Source organism: Mucilaginibacter glaciei (genome assembly GCF_014773245.1).
Taxonomy (GTDB): domain Bacteria; phylum Bacteroidota; class Bacteroidia; order Sphingobacteriales; family Sphingobacteriaceae; genus Mucilaginibacter; species Mucilaginibacter glaciei.
In genome coordinates this window covers 738,574-759,689 of sequence record NZ_JACWMX010000001.1, presented here as the reverse complement: position 1 = coordinate 759,689, position 21,116 = coordinate 738,574, and the positions used below count along the sequence as shown (strand labels likewise).

Here is a 21,116-nt window from a genome sequence, read left to right as displayed (position 1 = left end):
GCCTCCGTAAAGTGGTGTGGGTATTTGTAACCGGTGGCTTTGGCAACCGTAATATTTTCCCGGCTTCGTTTAATCATAGGCTTCCAGACAGATTTTTTTTCTACGTTTGCCAATCCCATGTCAACGCTCGATGTTATTTCCTTGACTGCAATAATTGCAGCTATGCTGGCAACGTATAAGTCCGGTAAGCTAACCCCCGCAGGTACCATCACGGGCGGGTTGGTTGCGTTTATAATTTACATCGGGTCAGGCTTGACAGGCATCGTAATGTTGGGCGCATTCTTTATACTTTCAGTTTGGGCAACTTCACATAAAAAGAACGAAAAGCGAAAACTTTCCACAGGTCAGCAACACTCCGAAAAACGTACTGCCGGGCAAGTTGTAGCTAATGGGGGCGTGGCAGCTCTGCTCGGTTTAGCGGCCCACTTAATGCCGCATCAGTCGGCATTACTGGTTATTTTAATGACCGCTGCGTTGGCTTCAGCAACAGCAGATACACTATCGTCAGAATTAGGAACAGTTTACGGCAGGCGGTTTTATAACATCATTACCCTGAAACCGGGTGAAAAGGGTAGGGATGGCGTTATCAGTTTAGAAGGCACACTCGCCGGTATTATTGGCTCCGCTATTATTGCCGTAACATATTCGATAATTTTTAGATGGAATTTGACTTGCCTGTTCATCATCATCGCCGGAACGATAGGTAATTTATCCGATTCTGTTTTAGGCGCCACGCTGGAACGGAAGGGGCACTTAAATAACAATGCCGTTAACTTTCTGAATACCGCGATTGCGGCAGTAAGCTGTTGGGTGATGATAATTTTATAAGGATAAGGAATCACCGGTAGTATGACGTTACTTTTTCTTCTTTATCAGCCTCTTAAAGATTTTAAAAAATGAATCGACTTTGAGCTGAGAATATATCATTAACGGCGTTCTTACAATTCTGAATTCTTTATGTTCGGCGTGTGAAAAGAACTTCTCCATTAAATTTTCTTTGTATACATCGGCTTCAACCGCAGTAAAATATTGCTTAGATAAATTACCGATCTTAAATAAGTTAAGGGAATCGGTAATCGGCAATTTCCTATCCGGATCGGCCAAACCAAGCCACGATTCGTAATAATATCTAAAATCATGAATTTCGGGTGCGCTGCATTTAGCTAAATAGGAACCTTTAGCATACCAGAAATTATACCAGATCCATCCTTCTTTTGAAGAGAATAACCCAGCCTTTTGCTTGTTTTCTTTGTTCATGAGCTGGATGTTCTTTCTCCAGTTTTCAAATGTACTGGCGAGTAAAAATGTTTCTTGAAGCGATCTCGAATGCAAGTTATGTGTCATCCCTTTACTATGAAAGTATAAGATGGTACTTTCTGGGTATTGTAACGCGAGGTCATGGGTTATTTTAATGGCAGGGTATTCAAACTGATTAATGGAAGAGATGCTTACGACTGCATTGGGGACTATCTTGCTGATGATGTCCTTTATCTCTTCTGTAAAGCTGTTGCAGTCAGTAACATGAAGATACAGGTCTGCTTCTGATAAAATTCCGAAACTCTTTAAATGATACAGTTGCCCTGAAAGAATAGCCCGCCAATTGGAGTTGGGGCTGGTGAAAAAGTAGTAGACTATCTTGATATCATTTACAGCACGCGAGAGGTTGATAACAATGTTATCTACATATTTATCTTCCAGTATATTAAAAACCTGCGTTGCTGTAGTAATTTGTAAATATCTCTTACCGCGGCCGAATACATCACCAAACGCTTTACGAAAAACGAGGTCTTTTGGGAGAATTAAAGTATTACCATTTAAATAACTATTTATCTTTTCCGAAACGTCAATAGTTTCGAAAGGCAGCATATCTATATTGAAAATCCCAAAAATTGCTTTCATAGCCAATGATGTGGTACTAAACCATCGCGAAATTGCTTAAAATAGTTGTGTTTTATACGTTTAAATTTGCAATTGCGCATTCGACTACAAGGGGCTAAATAGTTACTACAAGGCAGGCAGCATTTATAGCCTCGTTAGTTTCACGGGTGCCGTATGGTTGGCATTCCATTGGCACACATAAACGTTTTTGTCTTCGTCTATACAAACATCATGTCCATGCATAAAAACAGCGTTGTCGGCCTGTAGCGTTTGTTGTAAAACGCCGTTCTTGTAAATAGGCGCTGCGCCACCCGGGTTGGATATCACTTTGTTGTCTTTATCTAATATAGTCACAAACCCCGATCCGTCAAACTGTTTGCCCTGCGCGTTTTTCGACCAGCAAACACCTGCATAAATATTATCACCATTGATCACGGCCCTGCAAACGTACATGCCCGGCAGATCTATCCGTTTGATGAATTTACCATCGAGTGTAAATACTTTAAAGCAATTTTCTTCTCGCGAAGTACAAATGAGCGTAGGGTTATTTTTATCCCGCGTATCTACGGTAACTCCGTGTGCGTTGTGCAGGTTGTGATCTTTATTGGCATTATTGTGCCCTCCAAAATGGCGGATGTATTGCCCCTTGCTGTTATACTGAATGATATAGTCAGAACCATATCCGTCGGCCACGTAAATATTACCGTTAGAGGCAACAGCTGTTTCGGTTGGTTTAAACGGCTCATTATCTTTATAAATACCGATGGTGCGCGGGTGCCCGATAGCAAAGATCAGCTTACCATCTACCGTAGTTTTCAACACCTGGCCAGATTGCCCGTAGGTATTACCCGTACGGTCTAAAGCCCAGCCACAATCCGTCAGGAGTAAAAAGTCTTCGCCGCCCTCTTTGCTGATGGTTAAGCCATGCCCGCCGGGTAAGGCTGTTCCCCAGTAATCTAACAACTTACCTGATTTGTCAAAAACCAAAATATTATTATGGGTATGGTCGCCCAGCATGATCAGGCGGCCTTTACTGTCCTGTACCATTTCATGGCAATTAGCCAATGGGGTATTATTAATACTGATCTTCGCCCAGTTTTTATCAATCTGGTAGGTGTAACCATTATGCCCGATGATCTGCGTGTCCGGCTGTTTATCGGGATGCAGTACAGCAAAGCTTTTTGCTGGCGTCGCTGCAACGGCTAACGAGGCAACAGCGGTATTCTTAATAAAATTTCTTCTTGAATTTTCCATTGATCAACACTTTAAACCAGGGTGTAATTTAAGCATACCAAGGCATACTTTTTAAGAATTGGGTTTACAAAGGTTTACATATTTACGTTAAAAAACGACTTAAAAATCTTAAAATCAAATACTTGTAAAAAATGAGGGTTTACACCCTTTTTAAAAATATTGACGTTTTGTAATCGTAGCTATATCTCCGTTAACCATGCAAATTTACTCGCCTTGCTTATCAAATTGATACTTATTCATCAGTTTGAGCAGTACCCCATTCGTCCAGCCGAAGCCGTCTTGCAGGGGGTATTCGCCGCCGCCGGCAGTAAGACTGGTATCAACCACATTATATTTCTCTAACAGTTTGCCGGTTTGTTTAAAAACACGGATGTTCAGCTGCATCCATCGGGTGGCAATATCTTTGGCTAGTTCATGGTGGTTGTAGTTCTCTAAACCGTCTATCGCCATATATTGCAACGGCGCCCATCCGTTTGGCGCGTCCCATTGCTGGCCGCTAAAGTTGAGCGTGGTCACCAATCCGCCCGGTTTCAGGAAGTTGGCCTTTAATCCGTCAGCTATTTTTTGCGCCTGTGCGGGCGTTGCTATCTTAAATTCCAACGGGAAGGCGGCTGCCAATGTTGGGATGGCCGAGAACTTTTGGGTTGTCCAGTTATAGTCTTCAAACCAGCCGGCTTTTTCATCCCAAAAATATTTCAGAATAGCCTTTTTGCGGGTTTCGGCTTTAGCGGTGTATAACTTGTATTGCGCCATGTTACCCTTAATTTGATAAGTGCGGGCGATGGTGCGCTCCAGGTTATACATCAGGCAATTAAGATCTACGGGTACCAGGTTTGCCGTTTGGATGGTTTGTAATTTACCCGATGCATCAAACCAACGGCTGCTAAAATCCCATCCCGAAGCTGCCGCCGCGCGGATGTTATGGTAAAAAACCGGCAAAGGTTGTTTGGTGCTTTTTGCCGCTGTAACATCCTGTATATATGATTCTTCGCGTGGCTCCTCGCTTTCATCCCAGTAACGGTTAAGCAGTGTACCATCGGCCATGCGCACGGCCCGGTGGGTAGCTTTGTTAACGGCTAAGGCCCTGCCGCCCAGCATCCAGTAATTATATTCTTTAATCAACTGCGGCTGGTATTTGATCATTACCTTGTCGCCCTCACTTTTTGCCAGCAGATTTACCATGAGCGAAAAGAACGGCGGCTGCGAACGGGTAAGGTAATAGGCCCGGTTACCGTTAGGGATAAACCCGTAGGTATCTATCAGGTAGGCAAAGTTATCGAGCATGTTGTTGATCACCTTAAACTGCCTGCTCTCCTGCAGGCCCAGCATGGTAAAATAACTGTCCCAGTAATAGATCTCGCGGAAACGGCCACCCGGCACAATGTATGGGTTTGGTAGCGCCGCTAACGATGATAATTTTGTCGTAGCATCCGGCTTGCGCTGTAAAACCTGCCACAAGGTGTCGATATGCTTGCGGATCCCTTCTTCAACATTTGTCGTAAAAGCATGGGTAACGCCCCCCGGGACGGTAAAGTTTGCCAGTACAAAATCTTTGAGATCAAAGCCTGACTTACCCAATTGCTCGTTGTAGGCCTTCATGATTAGATTAGGAGCGTATTTGGGCGTACAGTCTACAAAGGTTTTGTTATCCGGAAAGATCTCTGACGATTGCACCCCCTCGAACAAACCGGGAAACAGTTGCCTTGGGGTTTGCTGTATTTTTTGCGCGTTAGCGAAAATGCCCAATATCAGGCACATCATAAGCAGGAAAGTATTCTTCATGAGCGGATAGCTTACAGGTTTAACAGCTATAAATTTAGCGTTTAAAACCACTAAAGCAAATTTGCTAACGCTCAATTAACTTACCACTGGCGGGTATGGTCGCGCCTTAAAAAGTATTTGGTAAGCGTAAAGATAAGGAACACGATGACCGGCGCTGCCAGTACATCTATAGTGTAATGGATGTGCTGCACCAGCAATAGTACCATTACAAAAACGGTTGCGATACCGCTGATGATTTTGTCGGCACGTTTTTCAAGGCAAAGAAATATAAGCGCCATAGTTGCCGTATGGCCCGAAAAAAATAGGTCTTTGGTAACTATCGCATTGCCGTAAAACACACCCGTTATCGGGTCCACCAGTTCTACCAAACCATGCGGCGGGTCTAGTGAAACAATGCTGATGCTAATGATGCGCGCAATGCTGATGAAAATCAACGACCATACATAGTTAATGTAAATTTCGGGTTTGTAAAGGGCACGATAAAATATCAGTAATGCCATGCCCCAAATGGCGGCAAATATCAATACCGACACGTTGTGAGGGATCAGATACGCCAAAACCCAATCATTCAATACCACCCCGTCGCGCTTCTGTATCTGGTTAAAAAACAGGGGTAAAGCAGATAAAATAACAGCGACGATAAAAGACCCGGATAGAATCTTATACCTTGTGTAATGTGATTGCAGGGCCGAAGTCCATACCTGCCTTATTGTTTGGGTGTTATTTTGGGGCACTATATACTTTAAAATTAGGAGCGCAAATTTAACAAAAGCCTTAATATTAAATACAGGTTAGTAAAACATTAGGGGTATGTTGGGCTTGTTAAATTAAAAATTACATTTTAATGTAGGAGTTGAAGTTGAACAGGCGCGCTTGTTTGCCTATTTTATAATCACAGCGGGCACTGAGATTTGCAGGTTTATGATCTGCAGTGAACACTAAGTTTTCCTAACGTAAACGATGCATTAGTCTTTGTGACCTTTTAATTTTTCTTTCTGTTCTTTGTGGTTAAGCTTATAAACTTTTTATCGCCACAATTATCATTTAAGCTTAACACTCCGTAGCCTCTGTGTTTTCTTACCGAGCTCTCTGTGGTTAAAAATAAACCAGCCCTTAACAAAACCTTTACATATCTAACCATTTGTTCGGATAGTTTTAATGAGTATCTTAAGGCAATGCAAATTTCATAAATAAAGCCTTTGGAAACACCGGATAGCAAGCAATTAAAAAGGGTATTGAAACCTGTTCACTTATGGGCAATTGCAGTAGGATTGGTGATATCGGGCGAATATTTCGGCTGGAATTTTGGCTGGGCCGTATCGGGTACCGTGGGCTTTCTGATAGCTACATTGGTAGTTACCGTAATGTACGTTGCATTCATATTTAGCTATACCGAACTCACCGCATCCATACCGCATGCGGGTGGCGCATTTGCCTACGCTTACCGGGCAATGGGGCCATTAGGCGGGCTGATAGCCGGTTATGCCACCCTGATTGATTTTTTGTTTGCCACACCGGCCATTGCCTTTGCATTAGGCAGCTACCTCCATTTTTTATACCCGATGATGGATGTATTCTGGTCGGCGGTGTTTTTCAATATCGTTTTCATCCTGCTCAACATCTGGGGCGTAAAGGAGTCGGCAAGATTTTCAGTGTTCATCACGATATTGGCCGTGGGCGAATTATTGTTGTTTATGGGCGTAGTTGCTCCTCATTTTAAGATGGATAATTTCATGACCAACCCCATGCCTTTTGGCTGGGCCGGCGTGTTCGCTGCATTACCCTTCGCCGTTTGGTTTTACCTGGCCATAGAAGGTGTAGCCATGGTAGCCGAAGAAGTGAAAGACCCTAAACGCAACATTCCGCGTGGGTATATATCGGCCCTGGCAACCCTTGTTTTTTTAGCCTTGGGGGTAATGGTTTTTACCGGCGGCATCACCGACTGGCGTAAACTAAGCGCGATAGATTACCCCTTGCCCGAAGCCATTGGTATCGCTTTAGGTAAGAGTAATAGTTTAACCAAGCTCTTTGCCAGCATAGGTTTATTCGGACTGATAGCTTCCTTTCATGGCACCATACTGGCATCATCCCGGCAGGTATTTGCCATGGCCCGCAGCGGCTATTTACCAAAGCCGTTGGCCATGGTAAACGCTAAATTTAAAACACCCCATTGGGCCATTATTGCCGGCGGGGTTATCAGTTTCATGGCCTTATACTCAGGCACCACCAGCCAGATCATCATCTTGTCGGTAATGGGGGCGGTGGTGATGTATATGATGAGTATGGCTAGCCTTTTCATGCTGCGGAATAAAGAGCCCGCGTTGGAGCGGCCCTTTAAAGCGACGTTTTACCCGGTATTCCCGGCATTGGCACTGCTGTTATCGGCCGTATGTATGGTGGCTATTATGTATTACAATTTTATGGTAAGCATGATATTTTTTGCAGGGTTGGCGTTTTGTATAACGATTTTTATGTTATTGGGGATGCACAAAAAACGTATTATGGATGATGAATTACTGGCTACGCCACAACAGCCGCTATAAAAATGAGCTATCAGCATACCATATCAGGCAAAATTTACCGCTTTGAGAGCTTACGGGTGCTGCTCGCCAAAGCATCTCCTTTCCGCACCGGCGATGCGCTGGCAGGTTTAAGTGCCGATACTTATGAAGAACGGGTTGCCGCGCAGATCACTTTGGCCGATGTGCCTCTAAGTACCTTCCTGAATGAGGTAGTTATTTCTTATGAAGACGATGAAGTTACCCGCCTCATTGTTGATAGTCATGATCCCGCAGCGTTTCAAATTATCAGCCACCTAACTGTGGGCGGCCTGCGCGATTGGCTGCTGAAGGACGAAACCGACACCGCTGTACTTAAGGGTATTGCCGATGGGTTAACACCGGAGATGGTAGCCGCTGTATCAAAAATCATGCGCAACCAGGACTTGATCGCGGTTGCCAAAAAGTGCGAGATTATAACCAGGTTTCGTAATACGATAGGTTTAAAAGGCCGTTTTGCTACCCGCTTACAACCAAATCACCCAACAGACGATCCACGGGGTATTGCCGCCAGTTTAATAGAAGGATTGCTTTATGGGAGCGGTGACGCCTGTATCGGCATTAACCCGGCAACAGATAGCCCCGCCGCAGTGATAAAAATCCTGACGCTGATCGACAGGTTGAGGCAGCAGTTTGACATCCCCACACAATCATGTGTGTTAAGCCATGTCACTACTACTATCGACTTGATCAACCAAAATGCCCCTGTGGACCTGTGCTTCCAGTCGATAGCCGGAACGCAGAAGGCCAACAACAGTTTCGGCATCAATTTAAATATTTTAGAAGAGGCATATTCAGCCACTCAAAGCTTAAATAGGGGTACCGTAGGTTCCAACGCGATGTATTTCGAAACAGGGCAGGGGAGCGCATTATCTGCCAATGCCCATCACGGGGTAGACCAACAGACTTGCGAGGTAAGGGCTTACGCGGTCGCTAAAAAATTTAAACCGTTGCTGGTGAATACTGTGGTAGGTTTTATTGGCCCCGAGTATTTGTATGATGGTAAGCAGATCACCCGGGCGGCTTTAGAAGATCATTTTTGCGGCAAACTGCTTGGCCTGCCCATGGGGGTAGATGTTTGTTACACCAACCACGCCGAGGCCGACCAGGATGATATGGATAACCTGCTTACGCTGCTGGGTGTAGCGGGTTGTAACTTTATCATGGGCATACCGGGCAGTGACGATATCATGTTGAATTATCAGTCTACCTCGTTCCATGACGCTTTGTATGTGCGCAAGGTATTAGGGTTAAAACCAGCGCCTGAATTTGAGCAATGGCTGATTAAACAAGGCCTTTTTGACGACCAAGGCAACCGATCGGCTACCGCTGCCGCAGGATTATTAAAAGATATGGGGGGCTTATGGATAAAATAACCAAGCCCGAAGTTGATCCCTTAAGTTTTTTAAAGGAGTTTACCCCGGCGCGCATTGCCATTGGCAGCACGGGCAATAGTATACCAACCAAACAATCACTGGAGTTTAAACTTGCCCACGCCCATGCCCGCGACGCAGTCTATTCGGCTATGAATAACGAATTGCTTATTGATGACCTGCAACAATTTAAGCTGCCCATCACACAATTACGCAGCCAGGCAGTAAACCGTGCGCAATACCTGCAACGCCCTGACCTGGGCCGGTTACCCGATGAGCGCTCAATCAACCAGCTGGCAGATCAGATCACGGGGGATGATGTGGTAATTATTATTGCAGACGGCTTGTCGGCTTTGGCTATTCACGAAAATGTAATGCCTTTGTTAAGTTTGCTTATACCAAAACTACAGTCGGCCAAATTGAAGGTAGCCCCGCTTTGCCTGGTGCAACAGGGCCGCGTAGCCATTGCGGACCCGATAGGTGACGCATTAAATGCCAAACTATCCATCATCCTCATTGGCGAACGCCCCGGCCTCAGCGCTGCAGATAGTATGGGCGCTTACCTCACCTATAACCCTAAACCTGGTTTAAAAGACAATTCCCGCAACTGTATCTCCAACATCCGCCCCGGCGGTTTTAATTATGTAGCAGCAGCCGATAAGATCTTTTATCTGGTACAAGAAGCCTTCAAACGGAAACTCACGGGCGTGGAGTTAAAGGATAATGAGGGGTTGTTGGGCGAGTGAGCTCTTTGAGCCTCCCACCAAAGTAACATTGAGCTCCACAGCAAAACTAAGCCTTTTATTTACCACGACATTTGTTTTATACAACAAGCGAAAGCTTTAAAAATCAAACAAATGGAAACTGTAAAAAAAGTAATTTTAGTAACCGGCGCATCTGCCGGCATGGGTAAAGATTTTGTAAAGGAATTATTGAATGACGGGCATATCGTTTACGGTGCCGCGCGCCGCGTTGATAAAATGGAGGAGATTCGTTTATCAGGCGCAATGGTACTCGACTTGGATGTGACCAACGAGGCATCGATGGTGAAGGCTATCGATACTATTATGAACGCCGAAGGCAGGATAGATGTATTGGTGAACAATGCAGGGTTTGGTTCGCACGGGTCATTAGAAGATGTTCCTATAGCCGATGCCCGCTATCAGTTAGAAGTAAACGTTTTTGGCGCCGCACGGCTGATGCAATTAGTTCTCCCGCATATGCGTAAACAGCATTTTGGGCGCATCATCAACATTTCATCAATTGGCGGCAAACTGGCTACACCGCTGGGCGGCTGGTATCATGCCAGTAAATTTGCTTTAGAAGCGTTGAGCGATAGTTTACGCAATGAGGTAGAGCAGTTTGGGATAGATGTAGTTGTGATTGAACCAGGAGGTGTAAAATCTGAATGGCTGGATATCGCTAACAACAACCTGCGTAGAATATCTGGTGGCGGTGTTTACAAAAAACTGGTTGAGCGGGCCGAAACGGTATCAGTGAAAACCCAAAGTAAAAATGCCGAGCCAAAAGTAATTACCGACCTGGTACGCAAAGCAATATCCGCAAAAAAACCAAAGACCCGTTATCACGGTGGTTACATGGCCGGATTATTATTATTTTTAAGGCAAATACTACCCGACAGAACGTTCGACAGGCTCCTGATGAGCCAGATGAAGTAATTGTCAGATATCTTTAAATCAATTATAATGGACGATAAATATCATATCCGGATTAATAACCTGCTCTATTCATGTGTAGATAAAAAGTTACGCAGCAACGAATCATTCGTACCCGAGCATGCGCTCGGGTACATTATTTCAGGCGAAACACATTTGAAGGCCGGTAGCGGTGTAAAAATCTTTAGCCAGGGCGTTATAGCCCTTGTACGCCGCAACCAGCTTATCAAATCAGAAAAAGTGCCGCCTGCAAATGGGGGAGAGTTTAGGTCACTTAATATCTATTTTACCCAGGAGTTTTTGCGCCGGTAAGTACTACTAATAAAATTGCACCGGTGCCCGCCTACACAGGTGACCACATTAAAATATTACCGCCCGACCCATTCCTGAAAGGTTACTTTGAAGCCCTTACCCCGTACTTTCATCATAATGCAAAAATGAGTGAGGGCATGTCTGAACTGAAAACGCAAGAGGCGCTGGAACTGCTCTTACGGCTCGATCCATCTTTAAAGAATTTGCTTTTTGATTTCAGCGAGCCTCACAAAATAGATTTGGAAGCTTACATGAATAAAAATTTCATGTTTAATGTGCCGGCTATACAGTTTGCAAAGCTTACGGGCCGTAGCCTCGCCAGTTTCAAGCGCGACTTTGAAAAGGTTTTCCATACATCGCCGGGGCATTGGCTTTTACAAAAACGCCTGGAAGAAGCCCGGTATCTGATTAGCGAAAAAGGTCGGAAATCATCAGACGTATATCTGGATGTGGGTTTTGAGAACCTGTCCCATTTTTCATTCGCATTTAAAAAAGCTTATGGCGTAGCGCCATCGATGGCGTAATCAAGGCTTCATCTCTTGTTTTCGCATAGGCATAGCATCGATAGTGCTATATAGTTTTTTCAGCGTAATAGGTTCCGTTTCCCGCAATTTTTCTCCGCCATCTTTACCAGTTAAAGTTACAGTGAAAGCGTCTTTGATATTGTGCTTTTTAAAACGGGCGGCAGTTTTTGTGCTGTAAACATAAGTTTCAATTACCAGGTCACGCTCGGTAAGGCCAGGCTTATCTGCATTAAGCAGTTGTAATTGCTTTTCATACTTAGCATTTTCAACGTTTTTGGTGTAAACAGCAAGTATGCGTTTGTTGCTGCTTTGGCCGGGCAGCAGGGTTAGGGCGATCAATAAAAGACTTATCATACGGTAATTTTATTTTATTGAGATAATAGCGGCGCATGGCAAAATGTTTCAAAAGCAAATACTTAGCACTTACAAGAATATCCTCAACCATCGGCATTGTTGTTGCGTATTAAAGCTTATTAATATCACGACCTTTTAAATTTAACGAATACTTAAACAGGGGCGAAAGGCTTTAATTAGGTGTAAATTTTACACTATTTTTTAATTAAATAAGCATCCGTGTGATGTAATTTGCCGTATTTTAGCCACAGCTCCAATATTAGTTTATGCAGAAACAACCCCTCCCCGAAAATGAAATGGAACGGATCATCAGTCTGTCAGACTATGACCTCGATTACACTGCTTTCCAGGATCAGTTTAAAGACCTGGCCAAACTGGCCGCCAAAGTTGCCGGTACGGAGATCTCGCTGGTTAACTTGATAGACTCCTTTACGCAATGGACAATCACCAACCACGGCCTTGACATTGATCAGATGCCGCGCGAAGATTCGGTTTGCCAATATACCATCGCTGCCGAAAACCAATTTGAAGTAACAGATCTAAAAGCCGACGACCGCTTTAAAGATAAGTTTTACGTTGCCGATGCGCCTAATCTGCGCTATTACTACGGTATCCCTTTACGCACCAGCGAAGGTTATAATATCGGAGCACTTTGCGTTTTAGATACAGATCTTAAAACACTTTCGCCCGAAAAGACAGAACTATTAAAGATTATTGCAGATGAAATAGTAACTAGGCTTACGGCTCAACATATCATAAATGGTTTAAAAAACAAGTTACATGATGCAAACGAAAGTAAAAAGAAGGTTGCACATGATATCCGCGGTCCATTAGGCGGTATCATCGGTTTAGCGCAGGTAATTAGCGAGCAGGGAAAGGACAACGAGATAGACGAAGTTCTGGAATTTATCAATTTGATCCAGCGCAGCGGCCGCTCGTTACTGGAACTGGCAGATGAAATCCTGACTATGAGCCGGCCAACCCGCGAATTGAAGGCAGATGAGTTTAACCTGCTGATATTTAAAGATAAGCTGGAAAAACTGTACACCCCACAGGCTATTAGTAAAAACATCAAGTTTGCGGTAACTACTTCCGTAAACTCGGCAGAGATCCCGTTCTCTAAAAATAAACTTTTGCAGATAACCGGTAACCTGATTTCTAATGCGATGAAATTCACCCCACGCGACGGAAAGGTTACGGTCGACCTGGCATTGAAAATAGAAGAGACGCGCAACTTACTACAGGTAAACGTTACAGATACTGGTGTGGGATTAGACCAGGCCGGGATAGACAATATCCTTAGCGGAACCAAAACATCAACAGACGGCACCGGCGGCGAGGCCGGTTATGGTTTTGGTTTGGCTTTGGTAAAGCACCTGGTAGACAGCCTCAAAGGCACCATGCATATTTATTCGCAGGCAGGGCAGGGGGCCAATTTTGAGATCGTGTTGCCGCAGGCGCAATAATCTAAATTCGACATGCACTAACAAACGACAAAAAAAAAGCTTTTTCCGAAGTGTTATTGGTGTAATTTCAGCACTCAATTTAACTAAAATACTAACCAATGGCTTCCGACCAAAATTTTGTGAACCTTGTTATGGATCAAATTAAAAATCCAGGAGAAATAATCGCTAAAAAAATGTTTGGCGAATATGGCATTTACGCTGACGAAAAATTATTCGCACTGATATGCGACAACAAATTGTTTATCAAACCAACCATTGCAGGGCGAGAATTTATAGGTAATGTTATTGAAGCACCACCATACGAAGGAGCAAAAATAAGTTTCTTGATAGAAGAAAAAATTGAAGACAGTAATTGGTTAAGTGAATTAATCAGAATTTCACTCAAAGAATTACCAGCACCAAAACCTAAGAAGAAAAAATAAAGTAAGATAAAAGATAGCAAGTAACACTTTTAATACAGATTTTGCCAGCTTGAATTAATCGATAACTTTGGTTTAACCAATTACTTACCAAACTCTCAACAAGGTATAAATTATGATAAAGCAAAACTTAAGCAGGCGCCGCTTCTTAGGCACCGGTGCGCTCGCTGCAACCTCCATGTTGTTTTTCTCAAACACCTCATTTGCAGGATCAAAACTGGGTGTAACGAAACCAAATTCAGTTATTAACGGTGTGCAGATAGGGGTGATTACCTATTCGTTCCGCAGCATGCCCGGTACCGCCGAAGATTTGCTGAAGTACTGCCTGGATTGCAATATCAATGCTATTGAATTAATGGGCGATGCAGCCGAAGCTTATGCAGGTGCTCCAAAACGCGACAGCGGGATGAGCTACGCCGATTTTATGCCAAAGATGGCCGAATGGCGCACAAGCGTATCGATGGATAAGTTTAAGGAATTACGCAAAATGTATAACGATGCAGGCGTAACCATTTACGCCTGGAAGCCTAATGCTTTGGGCGCAAAAAATACCGATGCCGAGATCGAATACGCTTTTAACGCCGGTAACGCTTTAGGAGCAACCCACGTAACAGTTGAGTTACCAAACGACGAACAAACCAAACGCCTGGGCGATTTAGCCACCAAACATAAAATGTATGTAGGTTACCACGCACATACGCAAGCTACACCAACTTTATGGGATGCCGCTTTGGCCCAGTCTAAATACAACGCCATCAATCTGGATATCGGGCATTACGCATCGGGTACCAGTAGTAGCCCGATTCCGTTTATAGAGAAGTACCACGACAGAATTGTAAGCATGCACATTAAGGACCGTAAATTTAACAACGGCCCCAACGCACCATGGGGCCAGGGGGATACGCCGATCAAAAATGTATTGGCGCTGATGAAAAAGAATAAATATAAATTCCCGGCCACTATAGAGCTGGAATATAACCTGCCCGCAGGTAGCGATGCCGTAGCGGAAGTGAAAATTTGCCGTGCTTATGCGGCAGACGCGTTGAAAGCGTAAGGGTAAGTTAACTCACCCCGCGGCACTTCGTGTGCGACCCTCTCTTCGCCTTCGGCGGAAAGAGGGTAGGGCTGCTTTCCTTTTTCCTCTCTTTCTTATCTCCTCACCCTCTTTTCACTTTAGTGAAGAGAGGGTGGTCGAGCGAAGCAATGACCGGGTGAGTTGCTCTCCAACAGTCGCCCGATGTGATTTACGTTCTCTACTTCAGCACTAATTGCGCTGTGTTTCTATTCGTTTGTTTCAGCAAAACTGTTTTGTCGGCGGTTAGTTCTGCAACGGCTTCATCAGTGTAGTGTCTTAGTGTTATCAGGGTTAAATGATCATTATATTTCACTTTGAAGGCTTCTTTTAAAGTTAGCAGCAGTTTATCAAAACGTTCTGCCGATAGGTCTATACACGCCGTAAAGCTTAAGGCCGACGTTTGCATCATATTGATCTTTACCTGGCTTTTCGCAAACAAACCGAAGATCTCGCTCAGGTGAGTTTCGGTAATAAACGAGTAATCTATTGCGGATATAGAAAGCAATACCTGGTTTTGCTTTACAATGATAACGGGTTTTGCAAACGCGTTCACAGCACCTTCCCTTACCACAGTACCGGCATCCGCAGGGTGCATAAAAGATTTTACCAGTAACGGGATGTTAGCATTTTGTAATGGCTTGATGGTTTTGGGGTGAATGACGCTTGCACCATAGTAAGTCATCTCGATAGCTTCCTGGTAACTCAACTCATCAAACTTAACGGTATCCGCAAAAAATTTAGGGTCGGCATTTAAGATGCCCGGCACATCCTTCCAGGTGGTAACAGATTCGGCCCCCAGGCATGATGCAAAGATCGAAGCCGTATAATCAGACCCTTCCCGGCCTAATGTGGTAGTAAAGTTTTCTGATGTGCCACCTAAAAAACCCTGCGTAACCACTATGTTATTACTGAGCAGGGCAGGGATATCCTTTTGAATGATTGAACAGGTTTTATTCCAGTCGACCACGCCTTCCCGGTAAGTATTGTCCGTATGGATGTAACCGCGAACATCGAGCCATTTGCTGGTAAGGCCGACGTGATTAAACCAGGCATTTACGATCCGGGTAGAGACCAACTCACCGACAGACACGATTTGATCATATATAAAGTCGTAATCGTCATGTGGCTCATCTTCTATCATCCAGTCTATCTCCACAAATGTGTTGGCAATCTCGTCAAATGCGGGGTGGCCGTCGCCAAAAAGCTCATGCAAAATATGGTAGTGGTATTCCTTTATCTCCTCAAAAACCGCATGCACATCTTCGGTGCCATTTACGTAAGCATTGGTTAAGCGCTCTAAAGCGTTGGTAGTTTTACCCATTGCCGATACCACCACTACCAGTTTTTCGCCCGCGCAACCTTTGACAATATCACCCAGGTTAATAAGCCCCTGCGCATCTTTAACAGATGCACCTCCAAATTTAAATACCAGCATTTTTATTGATAAATTGTGCAATAACCGTATGAGGTTTTAATAAGTTTTTGATGGCCGTGTAAGGGATAAACAGCTCCGTTGTACCGGCAGCATAAGGTTTTATTTCGTATTGGTTGTACATAAAGCGCAAACCCAGGGGCGTTATCGCATAGTTTTGGTTGAGAGCGAATTTAGAGTCTTTAAAAAAATAGTTGGGTTCTAAAGATTCGGTCGGCCCCAGTTTTTCATCCTTACGGAAAATACCTTCTGCAATATTTGTTAATTTGTCTTTATAGCCGTCTATCATTATATCTTGAAGCATTACTTCTTTGTTAGCTTTGGTGTTCCAGTTAACAAATCCGGTGAACGAGCCACCATGTGCGCCCCCCTGGTAAACATATCCGCCATATTCTAAAGAGATCAATGCAGAATCTTGCTGAATAACCTTTGCGTAGGTGTCCAGGTCATAAAACATCCGTTCGCGCTGGCTACTCTTTTTGTAATCGGCGTACGACTTTAAGAAATTAGCTGTCATGCTTTTTATACTTGTGTCAGGCTTTTCAGACAGCATAAATACCTTTAATAATTTTGCCTGCACCGTATCATTTAACAGCGTATTTCCATTAAATTGGGGGTAATTAATTTTAACCACTGTACACGCGCTATCCGGTTTATTACCACAATCGGCCGCGCGCTCATGGATTGTTTTATACGTATAAGTTAAGGTATCGGTGTAAATTGGGTGCTTTTCTTTTTTAGGAGGGGCGCCGTATTCACACGCCGACAACCCTAAGATGACAACCCCAAGCAAAAATGTAATTTTCATAATCCTGACTTTTGAATTTGATTTGCCGACAGTGCGGCGTTTAACCAACCCGCTTCAATAGTCGCGCCATATTTTTTATAAAAGTTAATGGCCGGCTCGTTCCAGTCCAATACCTGCCAAACCATTCCGCTCATACCCAGTTCAAGTGTTTCGGTTAATACCCGTTCAAATAATAATTTACCAATTTTCTTACCTCGGTAATCCTCTGTTACTATTAAATCTTCCAGGTACAAGCGTGTACCTTTCCAGGTAGAATAGCGGATATAGTAAAGCGCAAAACCTACAATAAAACCGTCCACCTCGGCCACAAAAGCTTTCCAAACCGGGTTGGGGCCAAAGCCCGCGTCTTCAAAATGCTGCAACGAAACAGTTACCGCATCGGGTTCTTTCTCGTACACAGCCAGTTCAACTATCAATTCCAATAATCGCGGGCAATCTTGTTTGGTGGCTACTCTTAGGGTTGGGTTCATTAGTTTAAATATTCATTGGTTCAATTGGTCGTTAGTTCAGTAGTATTTGGCTTACACACCGTGTCATTACGAGCGATCGCGCGACAATTTTAGTAGACAAGCCGATATGCTGAGATTGCCACATCGCTGCGCTCTTCGCAATGACATGATCGACTTATCAATTATTCTTCCAGTGTTTCACCACGCGGGTTCCAAAAATGGTGCTGCCCAGGCGTACCATATTGCTGCCCTGCTCAATGGCCAGCTTATAATCGGACGACATGCCCATCGATAATATATCGAAAGAACCCTCCTTACGGAAAAAGCTCAGTTTAATACCGTCGAAAAAGGTTTTCAATTCATGGTATTCGTCCCTGATTTGCTTTTGCGATTCGGTGTTGGTGGCTATCCCCATTAGCCCGCGAATACGGATATTTTTTAACCCGGCAAACTCTTCGCAGCGCAACAGTTCAATCGCCTCGTCAAAACCTAAACCGAATTTAGTTTCCTCATCAGCAATATAGATCTGCAGCAGGCAATCGATCACCCGGTTATTTTTAACCGCTTGCTTATTAATTTCATGCAACAGCTTCAGGCTATCTACAGAATGTATCAGGCTAACAAAGGGTGCAATATATTTAACCTTGTTGCTTTGCAAATGGCCTATCAGGTGCCATTCTATATCTTTAGGTAATGCTTCTTGCTTTTCAACCATTTCTTGTACCGTATTTTCGCCAAATAAGCGCTGGCCGGCATCATAGGCCTCTTGCAGGTCGGCAATGGGTTTGGTCTTCGATACCGCTAATAAGGCTACGTTAAGTGATTCAGTTTCTTTTTTTAGCGCGGTGATATTATCTGCAATGCTCATTTATCCGTAAATTTGTATTTATAAACGCCGCTAAATTACAGAATGCCTAAATATATAACCCTGTTTTTTTCAGTATTGCTCATAATTGCCGGTTGCAGTAACGATGGCCCGCCACCTGGAGTGCTCCCCAAAGAGAATATGATTAACCTGCTGATGGATATCCACCTGGTTGACGGGCAGCTTTATGCTATCCCGCAACAGCAAGACAGCATTTACAAATACGGGACAGCCCGCTACCAGGCTGTTTTTAAACAGTACCACACCAATGATGCAAACTTTAAAAAAAGCCTGAATTATTACGCCAAACAGCCCGAAGTGATCCAGGCTATGTATGATGCGATACAGGTTAAGGTAAAGTTTAAAATAGACTCGCTTACCAAGGTGGGCAACAAACAACTCAAAAAACAAAATGCTATATCCCAATAACAGCGCAGATAAGCTTGGGTTTACCGAAATAAAGGAATTGATTAAGGCGCGTTGCCTGAGTGTGATGGGCCAGCAAATGGTTGATAAGATCCAGGTAATGAGTAATTACGATCTGATCTTTAAGTTTCTGAGCCAGGCTAATGAATTTAAGAATATCCTGCAAAACGACGACGCGCTTCCTATCAATCATTTCTACGATATAAAGTCGCTGGCCAACAAAGCCCGGATAGAGGGCACTTTTTTATCTGAAGAGGAATTCTCGCAGGTACAGGCATCATTGACCACAGTTTTTGCCGTGATCGCTTACTTTAATGAACGGGAAGGCGTGTACCCAAACCTGGAGGCACTGTTTGAACACCTGCCCATAGAAAAGGCCATTGTTAAAAAGATAGACCAGGTCATTGACCCTAAAGGCAAAATAAGGGTAAACGCCTCGCGGGAGTTGATGGAGATCACATCGGGCATCAGCAAGGCAGAACTGGAAGCGCGTAAAAAGATCGATCAAATCTTTAAAACCGCTACAGGCAATGGGTGGACGGCAGATGGATCATTAACGGTGCGTGATGGCCGCATCTGTATCCCCTTACTGGCCGAGAATAAGCGAAAACTAAAGGGCTTTATCCATGACGAGTCGGCCTCCGGGCAAACAGTTTATATGGAACCCGAGGAGGTTTTTACGCTTAACAATCGCATCCGCGATTTAGAGTTTGACCGCCGCCGTGAGATCATCAAGATCCTAACCGCACTTACCGATGAACTACGGCCTTATGTGCCGCTTTTACTATCGTACCATGGCCTGTTAACCAAACTTGATTTTGTCCGCGCTAAAGCCCTGTTTGCTATTGACATTGAAGGCGAAATGCCCAAGGTGGTGAATGAGGCAAGAATGCGTCTATTTAATGCCCGCCACCCGCTGCTGTTCCTTAATTTTAAAAAGGAAGGTAAAACAGTAGTACCACTGAATGTGGCGATAGATGAAGGAGCCAGGATAATCGTAGTATCGGGTCCCAACGCAGGAGGTAAATCTGTTTGTATGAAAACCGTTGGCCTGCTGCAAATGATGACCCAGGCAGGTTTACTGATCCCGGCTGCGGCGGATAGCGTAGTGGGCGTTTACCGGCAGATCTTTGTGGATATCGGCGATGATCAATCGATTGAAAGCGATTTGAGTACGTACAGCGCGCACCTTTCCAAAATGAAAAAATTTGTAGAGGATGCCAACGGTAAAACACTGATACTGATAGATGAATTTGGTACCGGTACAGACCCGCAGTTTGGCGGCCCAATTGCCGAAGCCGTGCTGGAGGCACTGAACCATAAAAAGGTAAGAGGGATGGTTACCACTCACTACTCTAACCTTAAGATCTTTGCCAGCAGTACCGAGGGGATAGAGAACGCTTCGATGCTGTTTAACAATACCGAAATGCAGCCGTTGTACCGGTTGGAGGTGGGGAAGCCGGGCAGCTCGTACGCGTTCGAGATAGCGCAAAAGATCGGTTTGCCGCAAAATGTTTTGAACCTGGCTAAGAATAAGATCAGTGCCGGGCAGAAAAAGGTAGATACCTTACTCATTGACCTGGAACGGGAGAAGAAGGAGATCTTTGATACCAAACAAAAACTAGACAGGCAGCAGCGCAGTGTAGATACCTTGCTCAAAGAAAACGAAGAATTGAAAAGCTTCCTGGACGAAAACCGCAAGGGCTTGCTAAAGGAGGCAAAGCAGGAAGCCAAGAACATTATCCTTAACGCTAACAAACTGGTGGAAAATACGATAGCAGAGATCAAAAGCAGTAATGCCGATAAGGAGGTGACCAAAAACCTGCGGGATAATCTGACGGTTGAACTGCAGAAAAACACGGTTAAAGCCGAAACACCAAAAGCCAAAGCCCCTGTAAACGAAGACATCAAACCCGGCGATTGGGTAAAACTTATCGATGGTGATACCACAGGCCAAGTGATTGAGTTGATAAAAGATAATGTGGTAATAGCTATGGGCGAATTAAGAACCGTCATCAAGCGGAAACGGCTGGAGAAGGTTACCAAGGCCAGTGTGCCCAAAGAGATAAGGCGCAACAGCAATACCAGCACAGGCGATGTAGCCAGTTTTAGTCCGGAGATTGATGTACGGGGTATGCGGACAGAAGATGCGCTGTTTGCCATTGAAAAATTGTTTGACCGGGCGCTAATGATGGGCTTCGGCACGTTGAAAGTTTTACACGGTAAGGGCGACGGGATTTTGCGAAAAATGATCCGGCAGTATCTTAAAAAATATGACCAGGTAGACCGCATGGAGGACGAGCACCCTGACAGGGGAGGTGATGGGATCACCTACGTTTATTTAAAATAGGGGATTTGATTTTTCTTAAAAGTTAAGCCTCGTTTGTGCAGCTATTTGCAAAAAAGATCACATTACAAGCGTTGAAAATCTGAAAAAATTAGAGATTTTTAAAGATTTATATGAG

Annotated in this window: 21 protein-coding genes; 12 read left to right on the top strand and 9 right to left on the bottom strand. The window is 44.2% G+C overall.

Going from position 1 to position 21,116, the window contains the following annotated elements:
• Positions 1 to 117: 117 nt before the first annotated feature.
• Complete coding sequence (locus IDJ76_RS03490; protein ID WP_191160753.1) at positions 118 to 828, top strand: DUF92 domain-containing protein; 711 nt, start codon at positions 118 to 120, stop codon at positions 826 to 828.
• A gap of 27 nt (positions 829 to 855) precedes the next feature.
• On the opposite strand, the gene IDJ76_RS03485 is transcribed toward IDJ76_RS03490, so the two are convergent.
• From IDJ76_RS03485 to IDJ76_RS21115, 4 genes are all read right to left on the bottom strand, one after another.
• Positions 856 to 1,899: a hypothetical protein gene (locus IDJ76_RS03485; RefSeq protein WP_191160751.1), complete on the bottom strand. Its 1,044-nt coding sequence runs from the start codon at positions 1,897 to 1,899 to the stop codon at positions 856 to 858.
• Between the two features lie 123 nt (positions 1,900 to 2,022).
• Positions 2,023 to 3,132 (bottom strand): twin-arginine translocation signal domain-containing protein, encoded by a 1,110-nt coding sequence (locus IDJ76_RS03480; RefSeq protein ID WP_191160749.1) that lies wholly within the window; start codon positions 3,130 to 3,132, stop codon positions 2,023 to 2,025.
• A gap of 204 nt (positions 3,133 to 3,336) precedes the next feature.
• Positions 3,337 to 4,989, bottom strand: coding sequence for an alpha,alpha-trehalase TreA (gene treA / locus IDJ76_RS03475; RefSeq protein WP_224746167.1), 1,653 nt, complete (start codon positions 4,987 to 4,989; stop codon positions 3,337 to 3,339).
• 5 nt (positions 4,990 to 4,994) lie between these two features.
• On the bottom strand, positions 4,995 to 5,648 hold the full coding sequence (locus tag IDJ76_RS21115) for a phosphatase PAP2-related protein (RefSeq protein WP_191160745.1): 654 nt from the start codon (positions 5,646 to 5,648) through the stop codon (positions 4,995 to 4,997).
• A gap of 465 nt (positions 5,649 to 6,113) precedes the next feature.
• On the opposite strand from IDJ76_RS21115, the gene eat reads away from it, so the two are divergent.
• From eat to IDJ76_RS21110, 6 genes are all read left to right on the top strand, one after another.
• Positions 6,114 to 7,457: an ethanolamine permease gene (gene eat, locus IDJ76_RS03465; RefSeq protein WP_191160743.1), complete on the top strand. Its 1,344-nt coding sequence runs from the start codon at positions 6,114 to 6,116 to the stop codon at positions 7,455 to 7,457.
• 2 nt (positions 7,458 to 7,459) lie between these two features.
• Positions 7,460 to 8,848, top strand: a complete 1,389-nt coding sequence (locus IDJ76_RS03460; protein WP_191160741.1) for an ethanolamine ammonia-lyase subunit EutB — start codon at positions 7,460 to 7,462, stop codon at positions 8,846 to 8,848.
• Complete coding sequence (gene eutC, locus IDJ76_RS03455; RefSeq protein WP_191160739.1) at positions 8,836 to 9,591, top strand: ethanolamine ammonia-lyase subunit EutC; 756 nt, start codon at positions 8,836 to 8,838, stop codon at positions 9,589 to 9,591. Before IDJ76_RS03460 ends, eutC begins: the two co-directional genes overlap by 13 nt.
• A gap of 111 nt (positions 9,592 to 9,702) precedes the next feature.
• Complete coding sequence (locus IDJ76_RS03450) at positions 9,703 to 10,524, top strand: oxidoreductase (RefSeq protein WP_191160737.1); 822 nt, start codon at positions 9,703 to 9,705, stop codon at positions 10,522 to 10,524.
• Positions 10,525 to 10,551: 27 nt separating this feature from the next.
• A complete protein-coding gene (locus IDJ76_RS20750; protein ID WP_224746166.1) occupies positions 10,552 to 10,833 on the top strand; it encodes a hypothetical protein in 282 nt (93 codons plus the stop codon).
• 23 nt (positions 10,834 to 10,856) lie between these two features.
• Entirely contained in the window at positions 10,857 to 11,357 is a 501-nt protein-coding gene (locus tag IDJ76_RS21110) for a helix-turn-helix domain-containing protein (protein WP_317173934.1), read from the top strand.
• On the opposite strand, the gene IDJ76_RS03440 is transcribed toward IDJ76_RS21110, so the two are convergent.
• On the bottom strand, positions 11,358 to 11,711 hold the full coding sequence (locus IDJ76_RS03440; RefSeq protein WP_191160735.1) for a DUF4174 domain-containing protein: 354 nt from the start codon (positions 11,709 to 11,711) through the stop codon (positions 11,358 to 11,360).
• 266 nt (positions 11,712 to 11,977) lie between these two features.
• On the opposite strand from IDJ76_RS03440, the gene IDJ76_RS03435 reads away from it, so the two are divergent.
• From IDJ76_RS03435 to IDJ76_RS03425, 3 genes are all read left to right on the top strand, one after another.
• Positions 11,978 to 13,177 carry a GAF domain-containing sensor histidine kinase gene (locus IDJ76_RS03435; RefSeq protein WP_191160733.1) on the top strand — a complete coding sequence of 400 codons (1,200 nt, stop codon included), beginning with the start codon at positions 11,978 to 11,980 and terminating at the stop codon, positions 13,175 to 13,177.
• Between the two features lie 98 nt (positions 13,178 to 13,275).
• Entirely contained in the window at positions 13,276 to 13,599 is a 324-nt protein-coding gene (locus IDJ76_RS03430) for a TfoX/Sxy family protein (RefSeq protein WP_191160731.1), read from the top strand.
• Between the two features lie 112 nt (positions 13,600 to 13,711).
• Complete coding sequence (locus IDJ76_RS03425) at positions 13,712 to 14,650, top strand: sugar phosphate isomerase/epimerase family protein (RefSeq protein ID WP_191160729.1); 939 nt, start codon at positions 13,712 to 13,714, stop codon at positions 14,648 to 14,650.
• Positions 14,651 to 14,849: 199 nt separating this feature from the next.
• Here the strand turns inward: IDJ76_RS03425 and IDJ76_RS03420 are convergent, their stop codons facing one another.
• The 4 genes from IDJ76_RS03420 to IDJ76_RS03405 form a co-directional block, all read right to left on the bottom strand.
• Entirely contained in the window at positions 14,850 to 16,106 is a 1,257-nt protein-coding gene (locus tag IDJ76_RS03420) for an aspartate kinase (RefSeq protein ID WP_191160728.1), read from the bottom strand.
• Positions 16,093 to 16,911, bottom strand: a complete 819-nt coding sequence (locus IDJ76_RS03415) for a DUF3298 and DUF4163 domain-containing protein (RefSeq protein ID WP_191160726.1) — start codon at positions 16,909 to 16,911, stop codon at positions 16,093 to 16,095. The genes IDJ76_RS03420 and IDJ76_RS03415 overlap by 14 nt, the downstream gene beginning before the upstream one ends.
• Entirely contained in the window at positions 16,908 to 17,381 is a 474-nt protein-coding gene (locus IDJ76_RS03410; protein WP_191160723.1) for a GNAT family N-acetyltransferase, read from the bottom strand. Before IDJ76_RS03410 ends, IDJ76_RS03415 begins: the two co-directional genes overlap by 4 nt.
• 157 nt (positions 17,382 to 17,538) lie before the next feature.
• Positions 17,539 to 18,228: a YggS family pyridoxal phosphate-dependent enzyme gene (locus tag IDJ76_RS03405; RefSeq protein ID WP_191160721.1), complete on the bottom strand. Its 690-nt coding sequence runs from the start codon at positions 18,226 to 18,228 to the stop codon at positions 17,539 to 17,541.
• A gap of 42 nt (positions 18,229 to 18,270) precedes the next feature.
• Between IDJ76_RS03405 and IDJ76_RS03400 the strand changes: the two genes are divergently transcribed.
• Complete coding sequence (locus IDJ76_RS03400; protein WP_191160719.1) at positions 18,271 to 18,654, top strand: DUF4296 domain-containing protein; 384 nt, start codon at positions 18,271 to 18,273, stop codon at positions 18,652 to 18,654.
• Positions 18,638 to 21,001, top strand: a complete 2,364-nt coding sequence (locus IDJ76_RS03395; protein WP_191160717.1) for an endonuclease MutS2 — start codon at positions 18,638 to 18,640, stop codon at positions 20,999 to 21,001. Before IDJ76_RS03400 ends, IDJ76_RS03395 begins: the two co-directional genes overlap by 17 nt.
• Positions 21,002 to 21,116: the final 115 nt, after the last annotated feature.